Origin of the sequence: Flavobacterium pokkalii (genome assembly GCF_014596575.1) — a bacterium.
GTDB classification, from domain to species: Bacteria; Bacteroidota; Bacteroidia; order Flavobacteriales; family Flavobacteriaceae; genus Flavobacterium; species Flavobacterium pokkalii.
Genome location: NZ_NASZ01000034.1, coordinates 1 through 19,990 on the forward strand (window position 1 = coordinate 1; position 19,990 = coordinate 19,990).

At 36.3% G+C, this 19,990-nt stretch carries 17 protein-coding genes and 4 tRNA genes; 20 read left to right on the top strand and 1 reads right to left on the bottom strand.

What is annotated here, in order from left to right:
* Nucleotides 1-139: 139 nt before the first annotated feature.
* A complete protein-coding gene (locus B6A10_RS15600) occupies nucleotides 140-1,774 on the bottom strand; it encodes an amino acid permease (protein ID WP_188221611.1) in 1,635 nt (544 codons plus the stop codon).
* Nucleotides 1,775-1,917: 143 nt separating this feature from the next.
* Here B6A10_RS15600 and B6A10_RS15605 point away from each other — a divergent pair, with 143 nt between their 5' ends.
* The 20 genes from B6A10_RS15605 (at nucleotide 1,918) to B6A10_RS15700 (ending at nucleotide 19,985) form a co-directional block, all read left to right on the top strand.
* A complete protein-coding gene (locus tag B6A10_RS15605) occupies nucleotides 1,918-2,790 on the top strand; it encodes a ComEA family DNA-binding protein (protein WP_188221612.1) in 873 nt (290 codons plus the stop codon).
* An 18-nt stretch (nucleotides 2,791-2,808) separates the two neighbouring features.
* Complete coding sequence (locus B6A10_RS15610; RefSeq protein ID WP_188221623.1) at nucleotides 2,809-3,951, top strand: acyl-CoA dehydrogenase family protein; 1,143 nt, start codon at nucleotides 2,809-2,811, stop codon at nucleotides 3,949-3,951.
* Between the two features lie 138 nt (nucleotides 3,952-4,089).
* The gene (rpsU, locus tag B6A10_RS15615; RefSeq protein WP_026713289.1) at nucleotides 4,090-4,284 is read left to right on the top strand and encodes a 30S ribosomal protein S21; all 195 of its coding nucleotides are present in this window, start codon (nucleotides 4,090-4,092) and stop codon (nucleotides 4,282-4,284) included.
* Between the two features lie 72 nt (nucleotides 4,285-4,356).
* A complete protein-coding gene (locus B6A10_RS15620; protein ID WP_188221613.1) occupies nucleotides 4,357-5,265 on the top strand; it encodes a tyrosine-type recombinase/integrase in 909 nt (302 codons plus the stop codon).
* Nucleotides 5,266-5,284: 19 nt separating this feature from the next.
* Nucleotides 5,285-5,587: a ribosome hibernation-promoting factor, HPF/YfiA family gene (gene hpf, locus B6A10_RS15625; RefSeq protein WP_188221614.1), complete on the top strand. Its 303-nt coding sequence runs from the start codon at nucleotides 5,285-5,287 to the stop codon at nucleotides 5,585-5,587.
* Nucleotides 5,588-5,678: 91 nt separating this feature from the next.
* Nucleotides 5,679-5,752, top strand: a tRNA-Thr gene (locus B6A10_RS15630).
* Between the two features lie 137 nt (nucleotides 5,753-5,889).
* A tRNA-Tyr gene (locus B6A10_RS15635) sits at nucleotides 5,890-5,970 on the top strand.
* A gap of 91 nt (nucleotides 5,971-6,061) precedes the next feature.
* Nucleotides 6,062-6,133, top strand: a tRNA-Thr gene (locus B6A10_RS15640).
* Between the two features lie 54 nt (nucleotides 6,134-6,187).
* On the top strand, nucleotides 6,188-7,375 hold the full coding sequence (tuf, locus tag B6A10_RS15645) for an elongation factor Tu (protein WP_026713292.1): 1,188 nt from the start codon (nucleotides 6,188-6,190) through the stop codon (nucleotides 7,373-7,375).
* 53 nt (nucleotides 7,376-7,428) lie between these two features.
* A tRNA-Trp gene (locus B6A10_RS15650) sits at nucleotides 7,429-7,499 on the top strand.
* Between the two features lie 18 nt (nucleotides 7,500-7,517).
* Nucleotides 7,518-7,715 (top strand): preprotein translocase subunit SecE, encoded by a 198-nt coding sequence (gene secE / locus B6A10_RS15655; RefSeq protein WP_026713293.1) that lies wholly within the window; start codon nucleotides 7,518-7,520, stop codon nucleotides 7,713-7,715.
* 9 nt (nucleotides 7,716-7,724) lie between these two features.
* On the top strand, nucleotides 7,725-8,276 hold the full coding sequence (nusG, locus tag B6A10_RS15660; RefSeq protein WP_026713294.1) for a transcription termination/antitermination protein NusG: 552 nt from the start codon (nucleotides 7,725-7,727) through the stop codon (nucleotides 8,274-8,276).
* A gap of 66 nt (nucleotides 8,277-8,342) precedes the next feature.
* On the top strand, nucleotides 8,343-8,780 hold the full coding sequence (gene rplK, locus B6A10_RS15665) for a 50S ribosomal protein L11 (protein WP_026713295.1): 438 nt from the start codon (nucleotides 8,343-8,345) through the stop codon (nucleotides 8,778-8,780).
* A 13-nt stretch (nucleotides 8,781-8,793) separates the two neighbouring features.
* Entirely contained in the window at nucleotides 8,794-9,483 is a 690-nt protein-coding gene (gene rplA, locus B6A10_RS15670; protein ID WP_026713296.1) for a 50S ribosomal protein L1, read from the top strand.
* A gap of 22 nt (nucleotides 9,484-9,505) precedes the next feature.
* Nucleotides 9,506-10,003, top strand: a complete 498-nt coding sequence (rplJ, locus tag B6A10_RS15675; protein ID WP_026713297.1) for a 50S ribosomal protein L10 — start codon at nucleotides 9,506-9,508, stop codon at nucleotides 10,001-10,003.
* A gap of 87 nt (nucleotides 10,004-10,090) precedes the next feature.
* Nucleotides 10,091-10,462 carry a 50S ribosomal protein L7/L12 gene (gene rplL / locus B6A10_RS15680; protein ID WP_035659890.1) on the top strand — a complete coding sequence of 124 codons (372 nt, stop codon included), beginning with the start codon at nucleotides 10,091-10,093 and terminating at the stop codon, nucleotides 10,460-10,462.
* A gap of 266 nt (nucleotides 10,463-10,728) precedes the next feature.
* Nucleotides 10,729-14,541, top strand: a complete 3,813-nt coding sequence (gene rpoB / locus B6A10_RS15685; RefSeq protein WP_055091346.1) for a DNA-directed RNA polymerase subunit beta — start codon at nucleotides 10,729-10,731, stop codon at nucleotides 14,539-14,541.
* A 231-nt stretch (nucleotides 14,542-14,772) separates the two neighbouring features.
* Nucleotides 14,773-19,080: a DNA-directed RNA polymerase subunit beta' gene (rpoC, locus tag B6A10_RS15690; protein ID WP_188221615.1), complete on the top strand. Its 4,308-nt coding sequence runs from the start codon at nucleotides 14,773-14,775 to the stop codon at nucleotides 19,078-19,080.
* 97 nt (nucleotides 19,081-19,177) lie between these two features.
* Complete coding sequence (locus B6A10_RS15695; RefSeq protein ID WP_035141243.1) at nucleotides 19,178-19,480, top strand: DUF3467 domain-containing protein; 303 nt, start codon at nucleotides 19,178-19,180, stop codon at nucleotides 19,478-19,480.
* Nucleotides 19,481-19,634: 154 nt separating this feature from the next.
* Entirely contained in the window at nucleotides 19,635-19,985 is a 351-nt protein-coding gene (locus B6A10_RS15700; protein ID WP_188221616.1) for a hypothetical protein, read from the top strand.
* Nucleotides 19,986-19,990: the final 5 nt, after the last annotated feature.

A 19,990-nucleotide genomic window follows, 5' to 3' on the forward strand; every position in this document is an offset into this window, starting at 1 on the left:
ATAAAGCTGAATTTAAAAGGAATGAGCCCGATACAATATCGAGCTCATTATTATCAAAATTAATTATAAATTTGTCTAAACTTTTGGGGGCAGTCTAAACTGGTTTAGAATCCCTTTTTTGGTTAGAATAAGTTCTTTGTTAGCTCTTTTTATAATTGTATCCATATACAAAAGCATGAATTATAGAGAACGCCAGAGAGAAATAGAATAGATAAATATCGTCTAAATTAGGATCGTTATGATGAATAAAAGCAATGATAATTAGTGTTAATACCATTGCTAATCCACTGCCGGCAACTGTTTTTTGATTTTTCAAACTGAATTCACCTTGGTTTAAGGCGCTGTTTTTCATGCCGTAGAAAAGGTATAAATCAAAACCAATCATCATCCAAACAATCAGTCGAATCCAGGTATCCAGCGGTAAAAATACCATCATGAACAAACAAACTAAAACTCCGGCAATCGGTACAAAAGGGACAAACGGCGTTCTGAAAGCTCTTGGAGCTTCAGGCATTTTTTTACGCATGATTAAAACTCCCAAGCAAACTAAAATGAAGGCAAATAAGGTTCCGATACTGGTCATTTCTCCCACAACCCGGGCAGGAATAAAGGCAGCAAAAAGACTCACAATAAGCATGAAAAGTAAGTTGTTTTTGGCTGGAGTTCTGAATTTTTCGTGAACTTCTGAGAAGACTTTTGGTAACAAACCATCTTTACTCATCGAGAAAAAGACGCGGCTTTGTCCCATTAAAAGAACTAAAATTACCGAAGAATAACCACCTAAAATAGCCAATAAAATAGCATTATTAAGCCAAGGATAAGCCGGGGTAATCATGCCGTTTGCACCTACAGGACCCATAGCTTCTACGGCAACTGCCACCGGAGCAATACCGTCTTTTCCAGCAAAGGCCTGATAGTTAACCACGCCTGTCATAACGTGTGCAAACAATATATATAGGATGGTGCAAATTGCTAATGATAATAAAATTCCAATAGGCATGTCTCTTTTTGGATTTTTAGCTTCCTGTGCAGCTGTGGAAACTGCGTCAAAACCGATGTAGGCAAAAAAGACGATAGCGGCTGCTCTGATAATTCCGGAGAAACCAAATTCGCCAAATTTACCGGTGTTTTCAGGAATGTAAGGAGTGTAGTTTTCAGGTCGGATGTATTGCCAGCCAACGGCAATAAAAATTAAAACTACCGAAACTTTAAGTAAAACGATAATTCCGTTAATGAAAGCCGATTCTTTAGTCCCTCGGATTAAGATTAAGGACATTAGCATGACGATGAAAACTGCCGGAAGATTGATAATTCCTCCTTCAAACGGCGAAAGCATGTAAGCATCACTCAGATGAATACCATAACTGCTTAGTAATTTTCCTAAATAACGGGACCAGCTTATTGATACCGTCGCGGCTCCCACGGCATATTCCAGTACCAAATCCCAGCCTATAATCCAAGCAATGAATTCGCCCATGGTAGCAAAAGAATAGGTGTAAGCACTACCGGCTACCGGAATCATCGAAGAAAACTCAGCGTAACACAAACCGGCAAAAACACATCCGAAAGCAGCTATAAGAAAAGAAATGGTGATGGCAGGACCGGCATTTAGCGAAGCGGCAAGACCGGTGATTGAAAATAATCCGGCTCCAATGATGGCTCCAATTCCTAAAGCTACTAAGCCGGGAGCAGTTAACGTTTTCTTTAAGCCTTTTTCCGAATCTTCTGCTTCGGCTAAAAGTTGGTTAAGAGGTTTTCTTTTCCAGATTGACATATTTCTCTGTTTTGGATTACTATGTTTCAAAAATATAGTTTTTTATGAAAAAACAATAATTATGTTCTGGAATTAGATAGAAGCAACGAAAATATTTATAAATTTAGGTTTTTAAGATAATGTTGTGATCTAGTGGTTTTAAGATGGATAAAAACTATTTTCAGTTTTCAAAAGAACAGCAAAGAGGAATTTTAGGTTTCTTTGTGGTTATTGTTGGTATTCAGTTAGTGTATTTTTTTGTTGATTTTACAACTGTTCGAACTCAAAGTGTTGAAGAACAAAAATGGCTTTCGTTGCATGCTGAAATCAATAAACTGGAGCAGCAACATCGGCAGGTTAAGATTTATCCGTTCAATCCTAATTTTATTTCTGACTATAAAGGTTATAAGTTGGGTATGTCGGTGGAGGAAATCGACCGCTTGTTGGCTTTTCGCAAACAAAATAAATATGTAAACTCGGCAAAGGAATTTCAGGAAGTAACCGGTGTTTCTGATTCGTTGTTAAATCGAATTTCGCCTTATTTTAGATTTCCGGATTGGGTGAAAAATAAAAAGCAGGCAAAAGAGCAATTTGTTGGGGATGCAAATTTTGCTTCTTTTTCGAAGAAAGAAAAAATAGTAGTCAAAGATATTAACGTGGCGAGTCAGGAGGATTTGATGAAGATATATGGAATTGGTGAGGGACTTTCGATGCGGATTTTGAAATTTAAGGAAAGTCTTGGAGGTTTTGTTTCTATGGAACAGATGAAAGATGTTTGGGGATTATCTCCTGAAGTTGTGGAACGTTTGAAAGTTTCTTTTAAAGTTGGAGCTGTTTCGAATTTTAAGAAAATTGATGTTAATAATGCTTCTATAAAGGAATTGGCGCAGTTTCCTTACTTTAAATATAATTTAGCCAGAGAAATTGTGATGTACAGAAGTATGAATGGGGATATAAAAAATACGTCGGATTTATTAAAAATAAAAGGCATGCCTGTTGAAAATGCAAATATTATAGCCTTATATTTGGACTTTTAAAATAAACGATCCGTAATGATGTATTTTGATACAAGTGAAACACAAAATATGATTGCGCAATCCATAAGGGATTTTGCTGAAAAAAATATAAGACCTCATATCATGGAGTGGGATGAAGCTCAGGTTTTTCCGGTTCCTTTGTTTAAGCAATTAGGTGAAATGGGATTTATGGGAGTTTTAGTCCCTGAAGAATTGGGAGGTGCCGGATTAGGTTATCATGAGTATGTTACTATTGTAGAAGAAATTTCTAAAGTAGATCCTTCAATTGGATTGTCAGTTGCGGCGCATAATTCTTTATGTACGAATCATATTTTGACTTTTGGAAATGAAGAGCAAAAAAAGAGATGGATTCCTAAATTAGCTTCCGGGGAACACATCGGAGCCTGGGGATTGACCGAACATAATACCGGATCGGATGCTGCGGGTATGAATACTACGGCTAAAAAAGACGGTGATTATTGGATTGTAAACGGAGCAAAGAATTTTATAACGCATGCCATTTCCGGAGATATTGCCGTGGTGATTGTCCGTACCGGGGAGAAAGGAGATTCCCGCGGGATGACTGCTTTTGTTTTTGAAAAAGGTATGCCGGGCTTTACTTCCGGAAAAAAAGAAAATAAATTAGGGATGCGAGCCAGTGAAACTGCTGAGTTGGTTTTTGATAATTGTCGTATTCCGGATGCCAATCGATTGGGTGAGGTAGGAGAAGGTTTTATTCAGGCGATGAAAATCTTGGATGGCGGACGTATTTCAATTGGAGCTTTGTCACTTGGAATTGCAAAAGGAGCTTATGAAGCAGCGTTGAAATATTCGAAAGAAAGACAGCAATTTGGTAAGCCAATTTCAGAATTTCAAGGGGTGTCGTTTAAATTAGTGGATATGGCTACTGAAATTGAGGCTTCGGAATTGTTGTTGCATAAAGCGGCTTTCTTGAAAGAACAACATCGTCCGGTAACTACGGCGGGAGCAATGGCTAAGATGTATGCTTCTGAAATGTGTGTAAAAGTAGCGAATGAAGCAGTACAGATTCATGGTGGATATGGTTTTACGAAAGATTTTCCGGTGGAGAAGTTTTACCGTGATGCGAAATTATGTACCATTGGAGAAGGAACTACTGAGATTCAAAAAGTAGTAATCTCCAGAAATTTGTTGAAAGGATAGTTTTGGGGTTGGAAGAAAGTCTGTTTTCTTTGTTCTTTTCTCTTTTTTCTACTCGGAAAAATAATTTACAATTAATAACTTGTAATTCATAATTAATTTTATACTTTTGCAGCCTTAACGAGAGGAGGTGTCAAAATTATGTTAATTATACCAATTAAAGACGGAGAAAATATCGATAGAGCATTAAAGCGCTATAAAAGAAAATTTGATAAAACTGGAACAGTTCGTCAATTAAGAGCTCGTACAGCTTTCATTAAACCGTCTGTTAAAAACAGAATGAAATTCCAAAAAGCGGCTTACATACAAAGTTTGAAAGACAGCTTAGAGAGTTAGTAGTTGCTTTTTGAAACAAATAATCACCGTTAGTGGTCAGATTTTTATAAATTTGATGCTAACGGTTTTTTTATGGCTACAAATTTAGAGGCGTTTACAGATTATTTGCAAAAAGAGAAAAAATATTCTCCTCATACGGTGCGTGCGTATGTGGACGATGTAGTTGAATTTCAGCAGTATAATTTTTCTAATTTTCAGCAGGAGGATTTGGTTGAGGTGCAGTATGTTCAAATTCGTTCCTGGTTAGTTTTTTTGGTTGAATCGGGATTGTCTACTGTGTCAGTCAATAGAAAGGTGGCTTCGTTGAAAGCGTTTTATAAATTTCTTTTAAAAATTAAGCAAATTGAGGTGAGTCCTTTGTTGAAACACCGGGCGTTAAAAATTTCAAAGAAAGTTCAAATTCCTTTTTCTGAAAAAGAATTGGAGCAGGTTTTGGAAAATATTCAGCAGGAAGTTGGGTTTGAGGCGGTGAGAGACAGGCTTTTGATTGAGTTGTTGTATTCCACGGGGATCAGGCGGTCGGAATTAATTCATTTGAAGTTAAATGCGGTTGATTTTTCTGGCTCGGTTGTTAAGGTTTTTGGGAAAAGAAATAAAGAGCGTGTGATTCCGGTGTTAGCGATTGTTTTGAAACAAATGTGTTTGTATCTTAAAGAGCGTGAGGGATTGGATAAGGTTGAAGATGAAGAATATTTTTTTTTGACGAAGAAGGGGTTAAAATTAAGTGAATCTTTTGTGTATCGATTAATAAATTCTTACTTTAGTAAAGTCTCTGAAAAGGTAAAAAGAAGTCCGCATATGCTTCGGCATACATTTGCAACTCATTTATTAAATAACGGGGCTGATTTGAATTCAGTTAAAGAGTTGTTAGGGCATTCTAGTTTGGCTTCAACGCAGGTTTATACTCATAATAGTTTAATGGAGTTGAAAAAAGTGTATGTTGGTGCGCATCCAAGAGGGAATGATGACTCTAAAGTTTAACCATAAAAAAATATTGATTATGAAGGTAAATGTTCATGCTGTTAACTTTGCAGTTGATGGAAAACTAGTGAATTTCGTTCAGGGAAGAATGGATAAGTTGGAAAAATACTATGATAGAGTGGTTTCTTCGGATGTTTATTTGAAGGTTGAGAAGACTAGTGAGAAGGAAAATAAAATTGTAGAGGTTAAAGTTAATGTCCCGGGGGATGATTTTCTGGTAAAAAAACAGTGTAAAACCTTTGAAGAAGCGGTGGAGTTGTCTGCGGAATCATTAGAGCGTTTGCTGATAAAAAGGAAAGAAAAGATAAGAACGCATATATAATTTAAATTTTTTTCAAAAAATGTTTTGATTGAGAGATAAAATCTATACATTTGCAGTCCGTTAGAAATAGCGGACTTTTTTTATTGATAATGCCGATGTAGCTCAGCTGGCTAGAGCAGCTGATTTGTAATCAGCAGGTCGTGGGTTCGAGTCCCTCTATCGGCTCTTTGAAAAATGAATGTGTTGGTAAAGTGATTGGCTTCTTCAGTTCTGAAAAGGGATGAGAAGTTTATTCCGAAGTAACGAAGTGAAATCGGGAAATCTCTCTGTCGGCTCTTTTGAAATATTGAAATTATTGGTTAGGGAAGATACTCAAGCGGCCAACGAGGACGGACTGTAAATCCGTTGGGTAACCTTCGCAGGTTCGAATCCTGCTCTTCCCACAAAAAAAAGAAGTTAAGATTTTGGATTTTAGATTTCGGTTTTTTTTAAAATCTGAAATTTGAATTCGAAAGTCTAAAATCAGAACTCTCTGCCGGTGTAGCTCAGGGGTAGAGTGCTTCCTTGGTAAGGAAGAGGTCACGGGTTCAAATCCCGTCATTGGCTCAATTAAGTAGGAAATTGAAATTAATATATAACTAAGATTAAAAATTAAGTAAAATGGCAAAAGAAAGTTTTAATCGTTCGAAACCACACTTAAATATTGGTACTATCGGACACGTAGATCACGGAAAGACTACTTTGACTGCTGCAATCACTAAAGTATTATCTGACGCAGGTTTCTGTCAAGCAAAGTCTTTTGATCAAATCGATAACGCTCCAGAAGAGAAAGAAAGAGGTATTACTATTAATACATCTCACGTAGAGTATGAAACAGCTAACCGTCACTACGCTCACGTAGACTGTCCAGGTCACGCGGATTACGTTAAGAACATGGTTACTGGAGCTGCTCAAATGGACGGTGCTATCTTAGTAGTTGCTGCTACTGATGGTCCAATGCCACAAACTCGTGAGCACATCCTTTTAGGACGTCAGGTAGGTATTCCACGTATCGTTGTTTTCATGAACAAAGTGGATATGGTTGACGATGCTGAGTTGTTAGAGTTAGTTGAAATGGAAATCAGAGATTTATTATCTTTCTATGAGTATGATGGAGATAACTGTCCTGTAATCCAAGGATCTGCTTTAGGAGGATTGAACAATGATCCAAACTGGGTACCTAAAATTATCGAATTAATGGAAGCTGTTGATGCTTGGATCGAAGAGCCAGAGCGTGATGTTAACAAACCATTCTTGATGCCAGTTGAGGACGTATTTACAATTACAGGTCGTGGAACTGTTGCTACAGGTCGTATCGAAACTGGAGTTGCTAACACTGGAGATCCTGTTGAGATCATTGGTATGGGAGCTGAGAAATTAACTTCTACAATCACTGGAGTTGAGATGTTCCGTAAAATCCTTGATAGAGGTGAAGCTGGAGATAACGTAGGTTTATTGTTAAGAGGTATTGATAAAGCTGATATCAAACGTGGTATGGTTATTATTAAGCCAGGATCTGTTAAACCACACAAAAAATTCAAAGCTGAGGTTTATATCTTGAAAAAAGAAGAAGGTGGACGTCACACTCCATTCCACAATAACTACCGTCCACAGTTCTACGTGCGTACAACTGACGTAACTGGAGTTATTACTTTACCAGAAGGAGTAGAGATGGTTATGCCTGGGGATAACTTAACTATCAATGTTGAGTTGTTAAGCCCAATCGCTATGAACGTAGGTTTACGTTTTGCTATCCGTGAAGGTGGTAGAACTGTAGGTGCGGGTCAGGTAACTGAAATCGTAGAATAATTTTCTATAAATAAATTGAATCAGTAGCAGCTTCGGTTGCTACTGATTTTTATACGGGCGTAGTTCAAGGGTAGAATAGCGGTCTCCAAAACCGTTGATGGGGGTTCGAATCCCTCCGCCCGTGCAAAAAAAATATATCATAATGGCAAAAATTGTTAATTACATATCAGAAGCATTTGAGGAATTGAAGTCAAATGTAACTTGGCCAGAATGGGCTGAGGTGCAAAGTCTAACAATTATTGTGGCTGTTTTTTCGGTTCTATTTGCTTTAGCAACTTGGGGAGTAGATGAGTTTTTTGCAAAAGCATTAGAAGGATTTTTTAACTGGTTAAAAGCATAGTTGTTTATTATGGCAGATAATAATGTTAAAAAATGGTACGTTGTTCGGGCAGTAAGTGGGCAGGAGAATAAAGTGAAGGCGTATATTGAAACAGAGATTGCTAGATTAGGGATGTCTGATTATGTGTCTCAGGTGCTTGTTCCTACCGAAAAAGTAGTATCAGTAAAAGACGGAAAGAAATTAGTTAAGGAAAAAGTGTATTTTCCTGGCTATGTTATGATAGAAGCAAATCTGGTTGGAGAGATTCCACATATTATTAAATCAGTAACCAGTGTTATTGGTTTTTTAGGTGAAACTAAAGGAGGGGAGCCAGTTCCGCTTAGACTTTCTGAAGTTAACAGAATGCTTGGTAAGGTTGATGAGTTGGCTGTAAATACAGATACAAAATCAATTCCGTTCAGCTTGGGCGAAACAGTTAAGGTTATTGATGGGCCTTTTAACGGTTTCAATGGTTCGGTTGAAAAAATTAATGAAGAAAAGCGTAAACTTGAAGTTATGGTTAAGATTTTCGGAAGAAAGACACCATTAGAGTTGAGTTTTATGCAAGTTGAAAAAGTATAATTTTCGTTACACTATAATAATCACTTCAATTGCTTCCGTAAATTGTTGTGTTAAATTTTTTAAAAAATGGCTAAAGAAATTAGTAAGGTAGTTAAACTACAAGTTAAGGGAGGTGCTGCGAATCCGTCGCCACCGGTTGGACCTGCTTTAGGAGCTGCTGGGGTTAATATCATGGAGTTCTGTAAGCAATTCAATGCTAGAACACAAGATAAACCTGGCAAAATATGCCCAGTACAAATTACTGTGTATAAAGACAAATCATTCGATTTTGTTGTTAAGACTCCTCCTGCAGCAGTTCAGTTAATGGAAGCTGCAAAGCTAAAATCTGGTTCAGGTGAGCCTAATCGTAAAAAAGTAGCTAGCGTTACTTGGGAACAAATTAGAGCTATTGCTGAAGACAAAATGCCAGACTTGAATGCTTTTACAGTTGAAAAAGCGATGAGTATGGTTGCTGGAACAGCTAGATCTATGGGTATAACTGTATCAGGAGATGCTCCTTTTTAATTAAGAGAAAGACATGGCAAAATTGACAAAAAAGCAAAAAGAGGCTGCTTCAAAAATTGAAAAGAACAAATTATACTCTTTGAAAGATGCTGCTGCATTAATTAAAGTGGTTGCTTCTGCAAAATTTGATGAGTCTGTTGATATCGCAGTACGTTTAGGAGTTGATCCTAGAAAAGCGAATCAAATGGTTAGAGGTGTGGTAACATTGCCTCATGGAACAGGGAAAGATGTAAAAGTATTAGCATTAGTTACTCCGGATAAAGAAGCTGAAGCAAAAGAAGCTGGAGCTGACTATGTAGGTCTAGATGAATATTTACAAAAAATTAAAGACGGTTGGACAGATGTTGATGTAATTATCACAGTTCCTGCTGTTATGGGTAAATTAGGACCATTAGGACGTATTTTAGGACCTAGAGGTTTAATGCCTAACCCTAAAACAGGTACAGTAACTATGGATGTTGCTAAAGCTGTAGCTGAAGTAAAAGCTGGTAAAATTGACTTTAAAGTTGATAAAACTGGTATCGTGCATGCAGGAATTGGTAAAGTTTCTTTCGGGGCTGAGCAAATCGTTGATAACGCACACGAAATTATTCAAACATTAATCAAACTTAAGCCAACTGCTGCTAAAGGTACCTATATTAAAGGTATTCACCTTACAAGCACAATGAGTCCTGCTATTGCATTAGACCCAAAAGCAGTATAATTGGTAGTTAAAAATTTTTAGTATGACTAGAGAAGAAAAATCAATCGCGATTGAAAATTTAACTGCACAGTTAGCTGGTACAAATATTATTTATGTATCTGATATTTCTGGACTTGATGCAGAAACAACTTCAAACTTAAGAAGAGCTTGTTTTAAAGCTGGAATTAAATTAGAAGTAGTAAAGAATACTTTGCTTGCTAAAGCTATGGAAGCTTCTGATAATGATTATGGTGATTTACCATCAGTATTGACTGGTAACAGTGCTATTCTTATTGCAGACGTTGCTAATGCTCCTGGAAAAGTTATTAAAGAATTCAGAAAAAAAGCAGCAAAACCTATTTTAAAAGGAGCTTTTATCAATTCTGAGATTTATATTGGTGATGAGCAATTAGATGCTTTAGCTACTATCAAATCTAAAGAAGAACTTATTGGAGAAATCATCGGATTGCTTCAATCTCCTGCTCAAAGAATTATTTCTGCTCTTCAAAACCAGTTTGCTGGAGAAGAAACAGAAGCATAATAAAATGGAGTTAGCGCTCTGTTTATTTGAAATTGCGCACAATAAATAAATTATAATTTTTACAAATCATTTTAAAAGATAGAAAAAATGGCAGATTTGAAACAATTCGCAGAACAATTAGTTAACTTAACAGTTAAAGAAGTTAACGAATTAGCAACAATATTAAAAGATGAGTATGGTATCGAGCCTGCAGCTGCTGCTGTAGTTGTAGCTGGTGGTGGTGATGCTGGTGCTGCTGCTGAAGAGCAAACTGAATTTACAGTTGTATTGAAAGAGGCTGGTGCTTCTAAATTAGCAGTAGTTAAATTAGTTAAAGAATTAACTGGTTTAGGTCTTAAAGAAGCTAAAGACGTAGTTGACGGTGCTCCATCTAACGTTAAAGAAGGAGTTTCTAAAGAAGAGGCTGAAGGTCTTAAAAAATCTTTAGAAGAAGCTGGAGCTGTAGTTGAGCTTAAATAAGTTTAAACAGTTTTAAGAACAAGGTTTAGGTCTTGAGTTTAACCACTCAAGCCTAAACCATTTTTCGTATAATGAAATAGTTCCAATTTTATTATAAATATTCGTTTATAAATACGAAAATGTTTTTGATCAACACGAAGAAAAAAAATAGCCTGATACTTGGATTATTTTTAAAGATGTGTTGATTATAAAAAAGAAAGTATCCATTAAACAGTGTGTATTGCACAAAAATAAATTACTTTTTTTAATCAAAATTTTGTCCATTGATGATAACAAATCAGACTGAAAGATTGAATTTTGCCTCTACGAAAAATATACCTCAGTATCCGGATTTTCTGGATGTACAGGTGAAATCCTTTCAAGATTTTTTTCAATTAGAAACTAAATCAGACGAAAGAGGCAACGAAGGTTTATACAACACCTTCATGGAAAACTTTCCAATAACAGATACGCGAAATAACTTTGTATTGGAATTCCTGGATTATTTTGTAGATCCACCACGTTATACCATTCAGGAATGTATCGAAAGAGGGTTAACACACAGTGTGCCTTTAAAAGCAAGGTTAAAACTTTATTGTACAGACCCAGAGCACGAAGATTTCGAAACTATTGTTCAGGACGTTTATCTTGGTACAATACCGTATATGACTCCAAGTGGAACTTTTGTTATTAATGGTGCAGAACGTGTAGTTGTTTCTCAATTGCACAGATCTCCAGGGGTTTTCTTCGGACAATCATTCCATGCTAATGGAACAAAATTATATTCTGCCAGAGTAATTCCTTTTAAAGGTTCCTGGATTGAATTTTCTACAGATATCAACAGCGTTATGTATGCTTATATCGATAGAAAGAAAAAATTACCTGTAACTACTTTATTCCGTGCTATTGGTTTCGAAAGAGATAAAGATATTCTCGAAATCTTTGACTTAGCTGAAGAAATTAAAGTTTCTAAAACAGGACTTAAAAAATATATTGGTAGAAAATTAGCTGCCCGTGTTTTGAATACATGGCATGAGGATTTCGTAGATGAGGATACAGGAGAGGTAGTTTCTATCGAACGTAACGAGATTATCCTTGATCGTGACACAATTATCGACAAAGATAATGTGGAAGAGATCATTGAATCTAATGTTAAGTCTATTTTGTTACACAAAGAGGATGCTAATCAGGCTGATTATGCTATCATTCACAATACTTTACAAAAAGACCCAACAAACTCTGAAAAAGAAGCTGTTGAGCACATCTACCGTCAGTTGCGTAACGCTGAACCGCCTGATGAAGAAACTGCTCGTGGTATTATAGATAAATTGTTCTTCTCTGACCAACGTTACAACTTAGGTGAAGTTGGTCGTTACAGAATGAACAAAAAATTAAGTCTTGATATCCCTATGGACAAACAAGTTTTGACCAAAGAAGATATCATTACTATCGTTAAGTATTTGATTGAGTTGATTAATGCAAAAGCAGATATCGATGATATTGACCACTTATCAAACCGTCGTGTGAGAACAGTTGGTGAACAATTGTCGCAACAATTCGGTGTTGGTTTAGCACGTATGGCTAGAACTATTCGTGAGAGAATGAACGTTAGAGATAACGAGGTGTTTACACCAATTGATTTGATTAATGCTAAAACATTATCATCAGTTATCAACTCTTTCTTTGGTACTAACCAGTTATCTCAATTTATGGATCAAACGAATCCATTGGCTGAGATTACACACAAAAGAAGATTATCTGCACTTGGACCAGGTGGACTTTCAAGAGAAAGAGCTGGTTTCGAGGTTCGTGACGTTCACTATACGCACTACGGACGTTTATGTCCTATTGAAACACCAGAGGGACCAAACATTGGTTTGATTTCTTCTCTTGGGGTTTATGCTAAGGTAAACGGAATGGGATTCATCGAAACTCCTTACCGTAAAGTTACAGATGGTGTAGTTGATTTAGTTTCTGAACCTAAATATTTGAGTGCTGAAGAAGAAGAAGGGATGTTAATTGCTCAGGCAAACATCGAGATGGAAGATTCAGGAAAAATCACTGCTGAAAATGTAATTGCACGTGAAGAAGGTGATTTCCCGGTTGTTGATCCTTCTAAAGTACATTATACAGACGTTGCGCCTAACCAAATTGCATCGATTTCAGCATCTTTGATTCCTTTCTTGGAGCATGATGATGCGAACCGTGCGTTGATGGGATCAAACATGATGCGTCAGGCCGTTCCATTGATTCGTCCTGAAGCTCCAATTGTAGGTACAGGTTTAGAGCGTCAGGTTGCCTCTGATTCCAGAGTGTTAATCAACGCTGAAGGACATGGTACTGTAGAATATGTAGATGCTAATATCATTACTATCAAATACGATCGTTCTGAAGAAGAAAGAATGGTGAGTTTTGATGCTGATGAGAAAACATATAACTTAATTAAATTCAGAAAAACTAACCAAGGAACAAGTATCAACTTGAAACCTATCGTAAGAAAAGGTGACAGAGTTATTCCTGGTCAGGTATTGTCAGAAGGTTATGCTACTGAAAATGGTGAATTAGCTTTAGGTAGAAACTTAAAAGTTGCGTTCATGCCATGGAAAGGGTACAACTTCGAGGATGCGATTGTAATTTCTGAGAAAGTTGTTCGTGATGATATCTTTACTTCTATTCACGTAGATGATTATTCATTAGAAGTACGTGATACAAAATTAGGTAACGAAGAGTTAACGAATGATATCCCAAACGTTTCTGAAGAGGCTACTAAAGACTTAGATGAAAATGGTATGATTAGAATTGGTGCCGAGGTAAAACCTGGTGATATTCTTATCGGTAAAATTACTCCTAAAGGAGAATCTGATCCAACTCCGGAAGAGAAATTATTAAGAGCAATCTTCGGTGATAAAGCTGGTGATGTAAAAGATGCTTCATTGAAAGCTTCTCCATCTTTACATGGTGTAGTTTTAGACAAAAAATTATTTGCACGAGCTGTAAAAGACAAACGTAAACGTACTCAGGATAAAGATGCTTTAGGAGCATTGGAAATGGAGTTCGAAGTTAAATTTACAGAGTTAAAAGATAGATTAATTGAGAAACTTTTCTTAATCGTAAACGGAAAAACATCACAAGGTGTAATGAACGATTTGGGTGAAGAAGTTTTACCAAAAGGTAAAAAATATACTCAAAAAATGCTTTACGCTGTTGAAGATTTTGCTCACTTAAGCAAAGGTCAATGGGTAGCTGATGATGCAACTAATAAATTAGTTAATGATTTGATTCATAACTATAAAATTAAGTTGAACGATTTACAAGGAGCATTAAGAAGAGAGAAATTCACCATTACTGTTGGAGACGAATTACCATCAGGAATTTTGAAATTGGCTAAAGTTTACATTGCTAAGAAACGTAAGTTGAAAGTAGGGGATAAGATGGCGGGACGTCACGGTAACAAAGGTATCGTTGCTCGTATTGTTCGTCATGAAGATATGCCTTTCTTGGAAGACGGAACACCAGTTGATATCGTGTTGAACCCACTTGGGGTACCTTCGCGTATGAACATTGGTCAGATTTACGAAACGGTTCTTGGATGGGCTGGACAAAAATTAGGTAGAAAATATGCTACACCTATTTTTGATGGAGCAACTTTAGATCAGATTAATGCTTTAACTGATGAAGCTGGAATTCCAAGATTCGGTCATACATATTTATATGACGGAGGTACTGGAGAGCGTTTCCACCAACCAGCAACAGTAGGGGTTATCTATATGTTGAAATTAGGACACATGGTTGATGATAAGATGCACGCACGTTCTATCGGTCCATACTCGTTGATTACACAACAACCACTTGGAGGTAAAGCTCAATTTGGAGGTCAGCGTTTTGGAGAGATGGAGGTTTGGGCACTTGAGGCTTATGGTGCTTCTAGTACACTTAGAGAAATCTTAACAGTTAAGTCTGATGACGTAATTGGTAGAGCTAAAACTTACGAAGCTATCGTAAAAGGTGAAACAATGCCAGAACCAGGATTACCAGAGTCATTCAATGTATTGATGCATGAATTGAAAGGTCTTGGATTAGACATTAGATTAGAAGAATAGTATTCAGTGAACAGTGTTTGGTTGCAGTAATGTGATCAAACACTGAACACTTTTAAATTAGTTTTCAAGATTTATACCCGTAAACCGTTCCGATTTTTTATTTAACCTTTTGGTTTTATAACTAGCACTTTGATGAATAATTAAAGTTTAGAGAAGTAATTCGTGGTAGTGGTTTTTGAACTCAAAAACCAAAATCAATTTTTAATTGCAAATAAATCAATAGTAAAAACTATGATGAATAATAGAAACAATAAAGAGAAAAACCAAGTAAAAAGGTTTGACAAAATTTCGATAGGATTAGCTTCTCCTGAATCGATCTTGAAAGAATCAAGAGGTGAGGTGTTGAAGCCAGAAACTATCAATTATAGAACGCACAAACCAGAACGTGACGGTCTTTTCTGTGAAAGAATTTTTGGTCCAGTAAAAGATTTTGAATGTGCTTGTGGTAAATACAAAAGAATCCGTTATAAAGGAATCATTTGTGACCGTTGTGGGGTTGAAGTTACGGAGAAAAAAGTGCGTAGAGATAGAGTTGGACACATCAACTTGGTAGTGCCAATTGCTCACATTTGGTATTTCCGTTCTCTTCCTAATAAAATTGGATACATTCTAGGTCTTCCGTCTAAGAAATTAGATATGATTATCTATTATGAAAGATATGTGGTAATTCAACCAGGTATTGCTAAAAATGCTGATGGTGAATCATTACAAAGATTAGATTTCTTAACTGAAGAAGAATATTTGAATATTTTAGATACTCTTCCGATGGAAAATCAATATTTAGATGATTTTGATCCTAATAAATTTGTTGCCAAAATGGGAGCAGAGTGTATTATGGATTTATTAGCGCGTATTGACTTAGATGCATTATCATATGAGTTGAGACATAGTGCTAACAATGAAACGTCTAAACAACGTAAAACTGAAGCTTTAAAAAGATTACAAGTAGTTGAATCTTTCCGTGAGTCTAACGAAAACCGCGAAAACCGACCAGAATGGATGATTATGAAAGTGGTTCCAGTTATTCCACCGGAATTACGTCCGTTAGTGCCACTTGATGGAGGTCGTTTTGCAACTTCAGATTTGAATGATTTATACCGTCGTGTAATTATCCGTAACAACCGTTTGAAAAGATTAATGGAGATTAAAGCTCCTGAGGTAATCTTGAGAAACGAAAAACGTATGTTACAAGAATCGGTAGATTCATTATTCGATAACACTCGTAAAGCTTCTGCTGTTAAAACAGAATCAAACAGACCTTTAAAATCATTATCTGACTCATTAAAAGGTAAACAAGGACGTTTCCGTCAAAACTTATTAGGAAAACGTGTGGATTATTCTGCTCGTTCGGTAATTGTCGTTGGACCTGAGTTGAAAATGTATGAGTGTGGTCTTCCAAAAGATATGGCTGCTGAGTTATACAAACCTTTCGTAATCCGTAAATTGATTGAAAGAGGAATTGTAAAAACAGTTAAGTCGGCTAAAAAGATCATCGATAAAAAAGAGCCGGTAGTTTGGGATATTCTTGAAAATGTAATCAAAGGACACCCAGTATTACTGAACCGTGCTCCTACGTTGCACCGTTTGGGTATCCAGGCTTTCCAACCAAAATTAATTGAAGGAAAAGCAATCCAATTACACCCATTAACGTGTACGGCTTTCAACGCGGATTTCGATGGTGACCAGATGGCGGTTCACTTGCCATTAGGACCAGAAGCAATCCTTGAAGCGCAATTATTGATGCTTGCTTCTCACAATATCTTGAACCCTGCAAATGGTGCACCTATTACGGTACCATCTCAGGACATGGTTTTGGGTCTATATTATATGACCAAAGAACGTTTGTCTACACCTGAAAAGAAAATTTTAGGAGAAGGATTGACTTTCTACTCTGCTGAGGAAGTAAATATTGCATTGAATGAAGGTAGATTAGAATTGAATGCTCGTGTGAAAATTAGAGCAAAAGATTTCAATGAAGAAGGAGAATTAGTATACAAAATTATCCAAACTACAGCTGGACGTGTATTATTTAATGAAGTAGTACCTGAAGCTGCAGGATATATCAATGATGTATTGACTAAGAAAAACTTAAGAGATATTATCGGTCACGTATTAAATTCAACAAGTGTGCCTGAAACGGCTGCTTTCTTGGATAACATGAAAGATATGGGATATAAATTCGCATTCCGCGGAGGATTATCATTCTCATTAGGTGATATTAGAATTCCAGAGCAAAAAACACAATTGATTGCTGATGCAAGAGAGCAAGTAGAAGGAATTTCTATGAACTATAACATGGGTCTTATTACTAATAACGAACGTTATAACCAGGTAATTGACGTATGGACTTCTGCAAATGCTCAATTGACAGAGTTAGCAATGAAAAACATTAGAGAAGATCAACAAGGTTTCAACTCTGTGTATATGATGCTTGATTCTGGAGCTCGTGGATCTAAAGAACAGATTCGTCAGTTAACTGGTATGCGTGGTTTGATGGCTAAGCCTAAGAAATCGACTGCTGGTGGTGGTGAAATTATTGAAAACCCGATTCTTTCTAACTTTAAGGAAGGTCTTTCGATCCTTGAGTACTTTATCTCTACGCACGGTGCTCGTAAAGGTCTTGCGGATACGGCTCTTAAAACTGCCGATGCGGGTTACTTGACACGTCGTTTACATGACGTTTCTCAGGATGTTATTGTTAACATTGAGGATTGTGGTACGCTTAGAGGTGTTGAAGTTTCTGCATTGAAAAAGAATGAAGAGATTGTTGAGTCATTAGGAGAAAGAATCTTAGGGCGTGTTGCATTACAAGATGTAATTAATCCATTAACTAATGAAGTAATAGTTGCTTCAGGTGAGCAAATCACTGAATCGGTGGTTAAAGCTATCGAGGCTTCTCCATTAGAAAGTGTTGAAGTACGTTCTCCATTAACTTGTGAGGCATTGAAAGGTATTTGTGCTAAGTGTTACGGACGTAACTTGGCTACCGGAAAAATGACTCAAAGAGGTGAGGCTGTAGGTGTAATTGCTGCACAGTCAATTGGAGAGCCAGGTACACAGTTAACACTTCGTACGTTCCACGTTGGAGGGGTTGCTGGAGGTATTTCTGAAGAGTCTAGTATCATTGCTAAATTCCCAGGAAGACTTGAAGTAGAAGACTTGAAAACAGTTAAAGGGGAAGATAACGAAGGAAATGAAGTTGATATCGTTATTTCACGTTCTACTGAATTGAAATTGGTTGATGAGAAAACAGGTATTGTTTTAAATACACATAACATTCCTTATGGATCTAGTATTTTCGTAAAAGACGGAGATTCTATTGGTAAAGGAGAAGTTATCTGTAAATGGGATCCATATAACGGGGTAATTGTTTCTGAATTTACAGGAAAAATTGCTTACGAAGATTTAGAGCAAGGACAAACGTTCATGGTTGAAATCGATGAGCAAACAGGATTCCAGGAAAAAGTAATCTCTGAGGCTAGAAATAAAAAATTAATTCCTACTTTATTAGTTTATGGTAATGATGGTGAATTAATCCGTTCTTACAACTTGCCGGTAGGTGCTCACCTTATGGTAGAAAATGGAGAGAAAATTAAAGCTGGTAAAGTATTAGTTAAAATTCCTCGTCGTTCTTCTAAATCTGGGGATATCACGGGAGGTTTACCAAGAATTACTGAGCTTCTTGAAGCTCGTAATCCTTCTAACCCAGCTGTGGTTTCTGAAATTGATGGAGTTGTTTCTTTTGGAAAAATCAAACGTGGTAACCGTGAGATCATTATCGAATCTAAGTTTGGTGAAATCAAGAAATATTTGGTAAAATTATCAAGCCAAATTTTGGTTCAGGAAAATGACTTCGTAAGAGCAGGTTCTCCATTATCTGATGGTGCAATTACACCGGATGATATCTTAAGAATTCAAGGTCCATCTGCTGTACAACAGTACTTGGTGAATGAAATTCAAGAGGTTTACCGTTTACAAGGGGTAAAAATTAATGATAAGCACTTTGAAGTTGTAATTCGTCAAATGATGCGTAAGGTTCAGGTTCAGGATCCGGGAGATACATTATTCTTAGAAGATCAATTGATTCATACGAAAGATTTTATCCTTGAAAACGATAAATTGTACGGTATGAAAGTGGTTGAGGATGCAGGAGATTCTTCTAACTTAAAAGAAGGTCAAATTGTTACTCCACGTCAGTTGAGAGACGAGAACTCTTTATTGAAACGTTCTGATAAAAATCTTGTTGTTGCCCGTGATGTGGTTACAGCTACTGCAACTCCGGTATTACAAGGTATTACAAGAGCTTCGCTTCAAACAAAATCGTTTATTTCTGCTGCATCGTTCCAGGAAACAACAAAAGTATTAAACGAGGCTGCTGTTGCTGGTAAAGTGGATCTTTTAGAAGGATTGAAAGAGAATGTTATCGTAGGACACAGAATACCTGCTGGTACAGGTATGAGAGAATACGATAATGCTATTGTAGGTTCAAAAGAAGATTACAACGATATGATGGCAAACAAAGAAGAATATATTTATTAATAAATAATATCTTTTAAATTAAAAAATAGAAAGATTACCTCGTGTAGTCTTTCTATTTTTTTTACTTTTAACTTTTTAGTTTATAAAAAGATCTGATATGAAAGAACAACAAGAACAAATCAATATTGAATTAGACGAGAAAACAGCTGAAGGAATTTATTCTAATTTGGCCATTATCAATCATTCGGCTTCAGAGTTCGTATTAGACTTTGTAAGTATTATGCCGGGTGTTCCTAAAGCTAAGGTAAAATCCAGGATCGTTTTAACGCCGCAACATGCGAAACGATTATTAAAAGCATTGGGTGATAATATTCATCGTTTTGAACATGCTCATGGTGAGATTAAAGACACAGAACCAGCTCCAATTCCTTTAAATTTTGGACCGGCCGGTCAGGCATAAAAATAGAATTAAGGCTCCTTTTGGGAGTCTTTTTTTATAGTTTAGTGTTTCTTTTTAGTTTCTAAACGAGTTTTAAAGTAGTTTGTCGGAATTTTTTTTTACTGCTTTTCTATTGCAATAGATTTGTTTCATAATAATAAAGAAACAAAAAGTCATGAACAATTCAAAAGCATATAGAAATAATAATAACTTAGTTACATTAGTAATTTTTGTATTATTCGTTATGTGTTCATTTTCAGGATATAGTCAGTCTCAAACTGGTTCGGTAATAGAAATTAGTGGAAACGGAACGGCTACTAGTGAAAAAGCAGAAAGTTCAAGAGCTGCGTCTAATTTAGAATTTGCTCAATGGTTTATGGGAACTAAGCAAGATCCAAATTCTACTTTAGAAACTGAAGGTATTAATGCTAAAAAATCAATTATTACCTCAGGTATTGCTCCTAATCGTTTGTTAATTAAAGCTTTTTTGAAGAAAGTAGTGAATTACGAAACAGCTGTATCATAAAATTA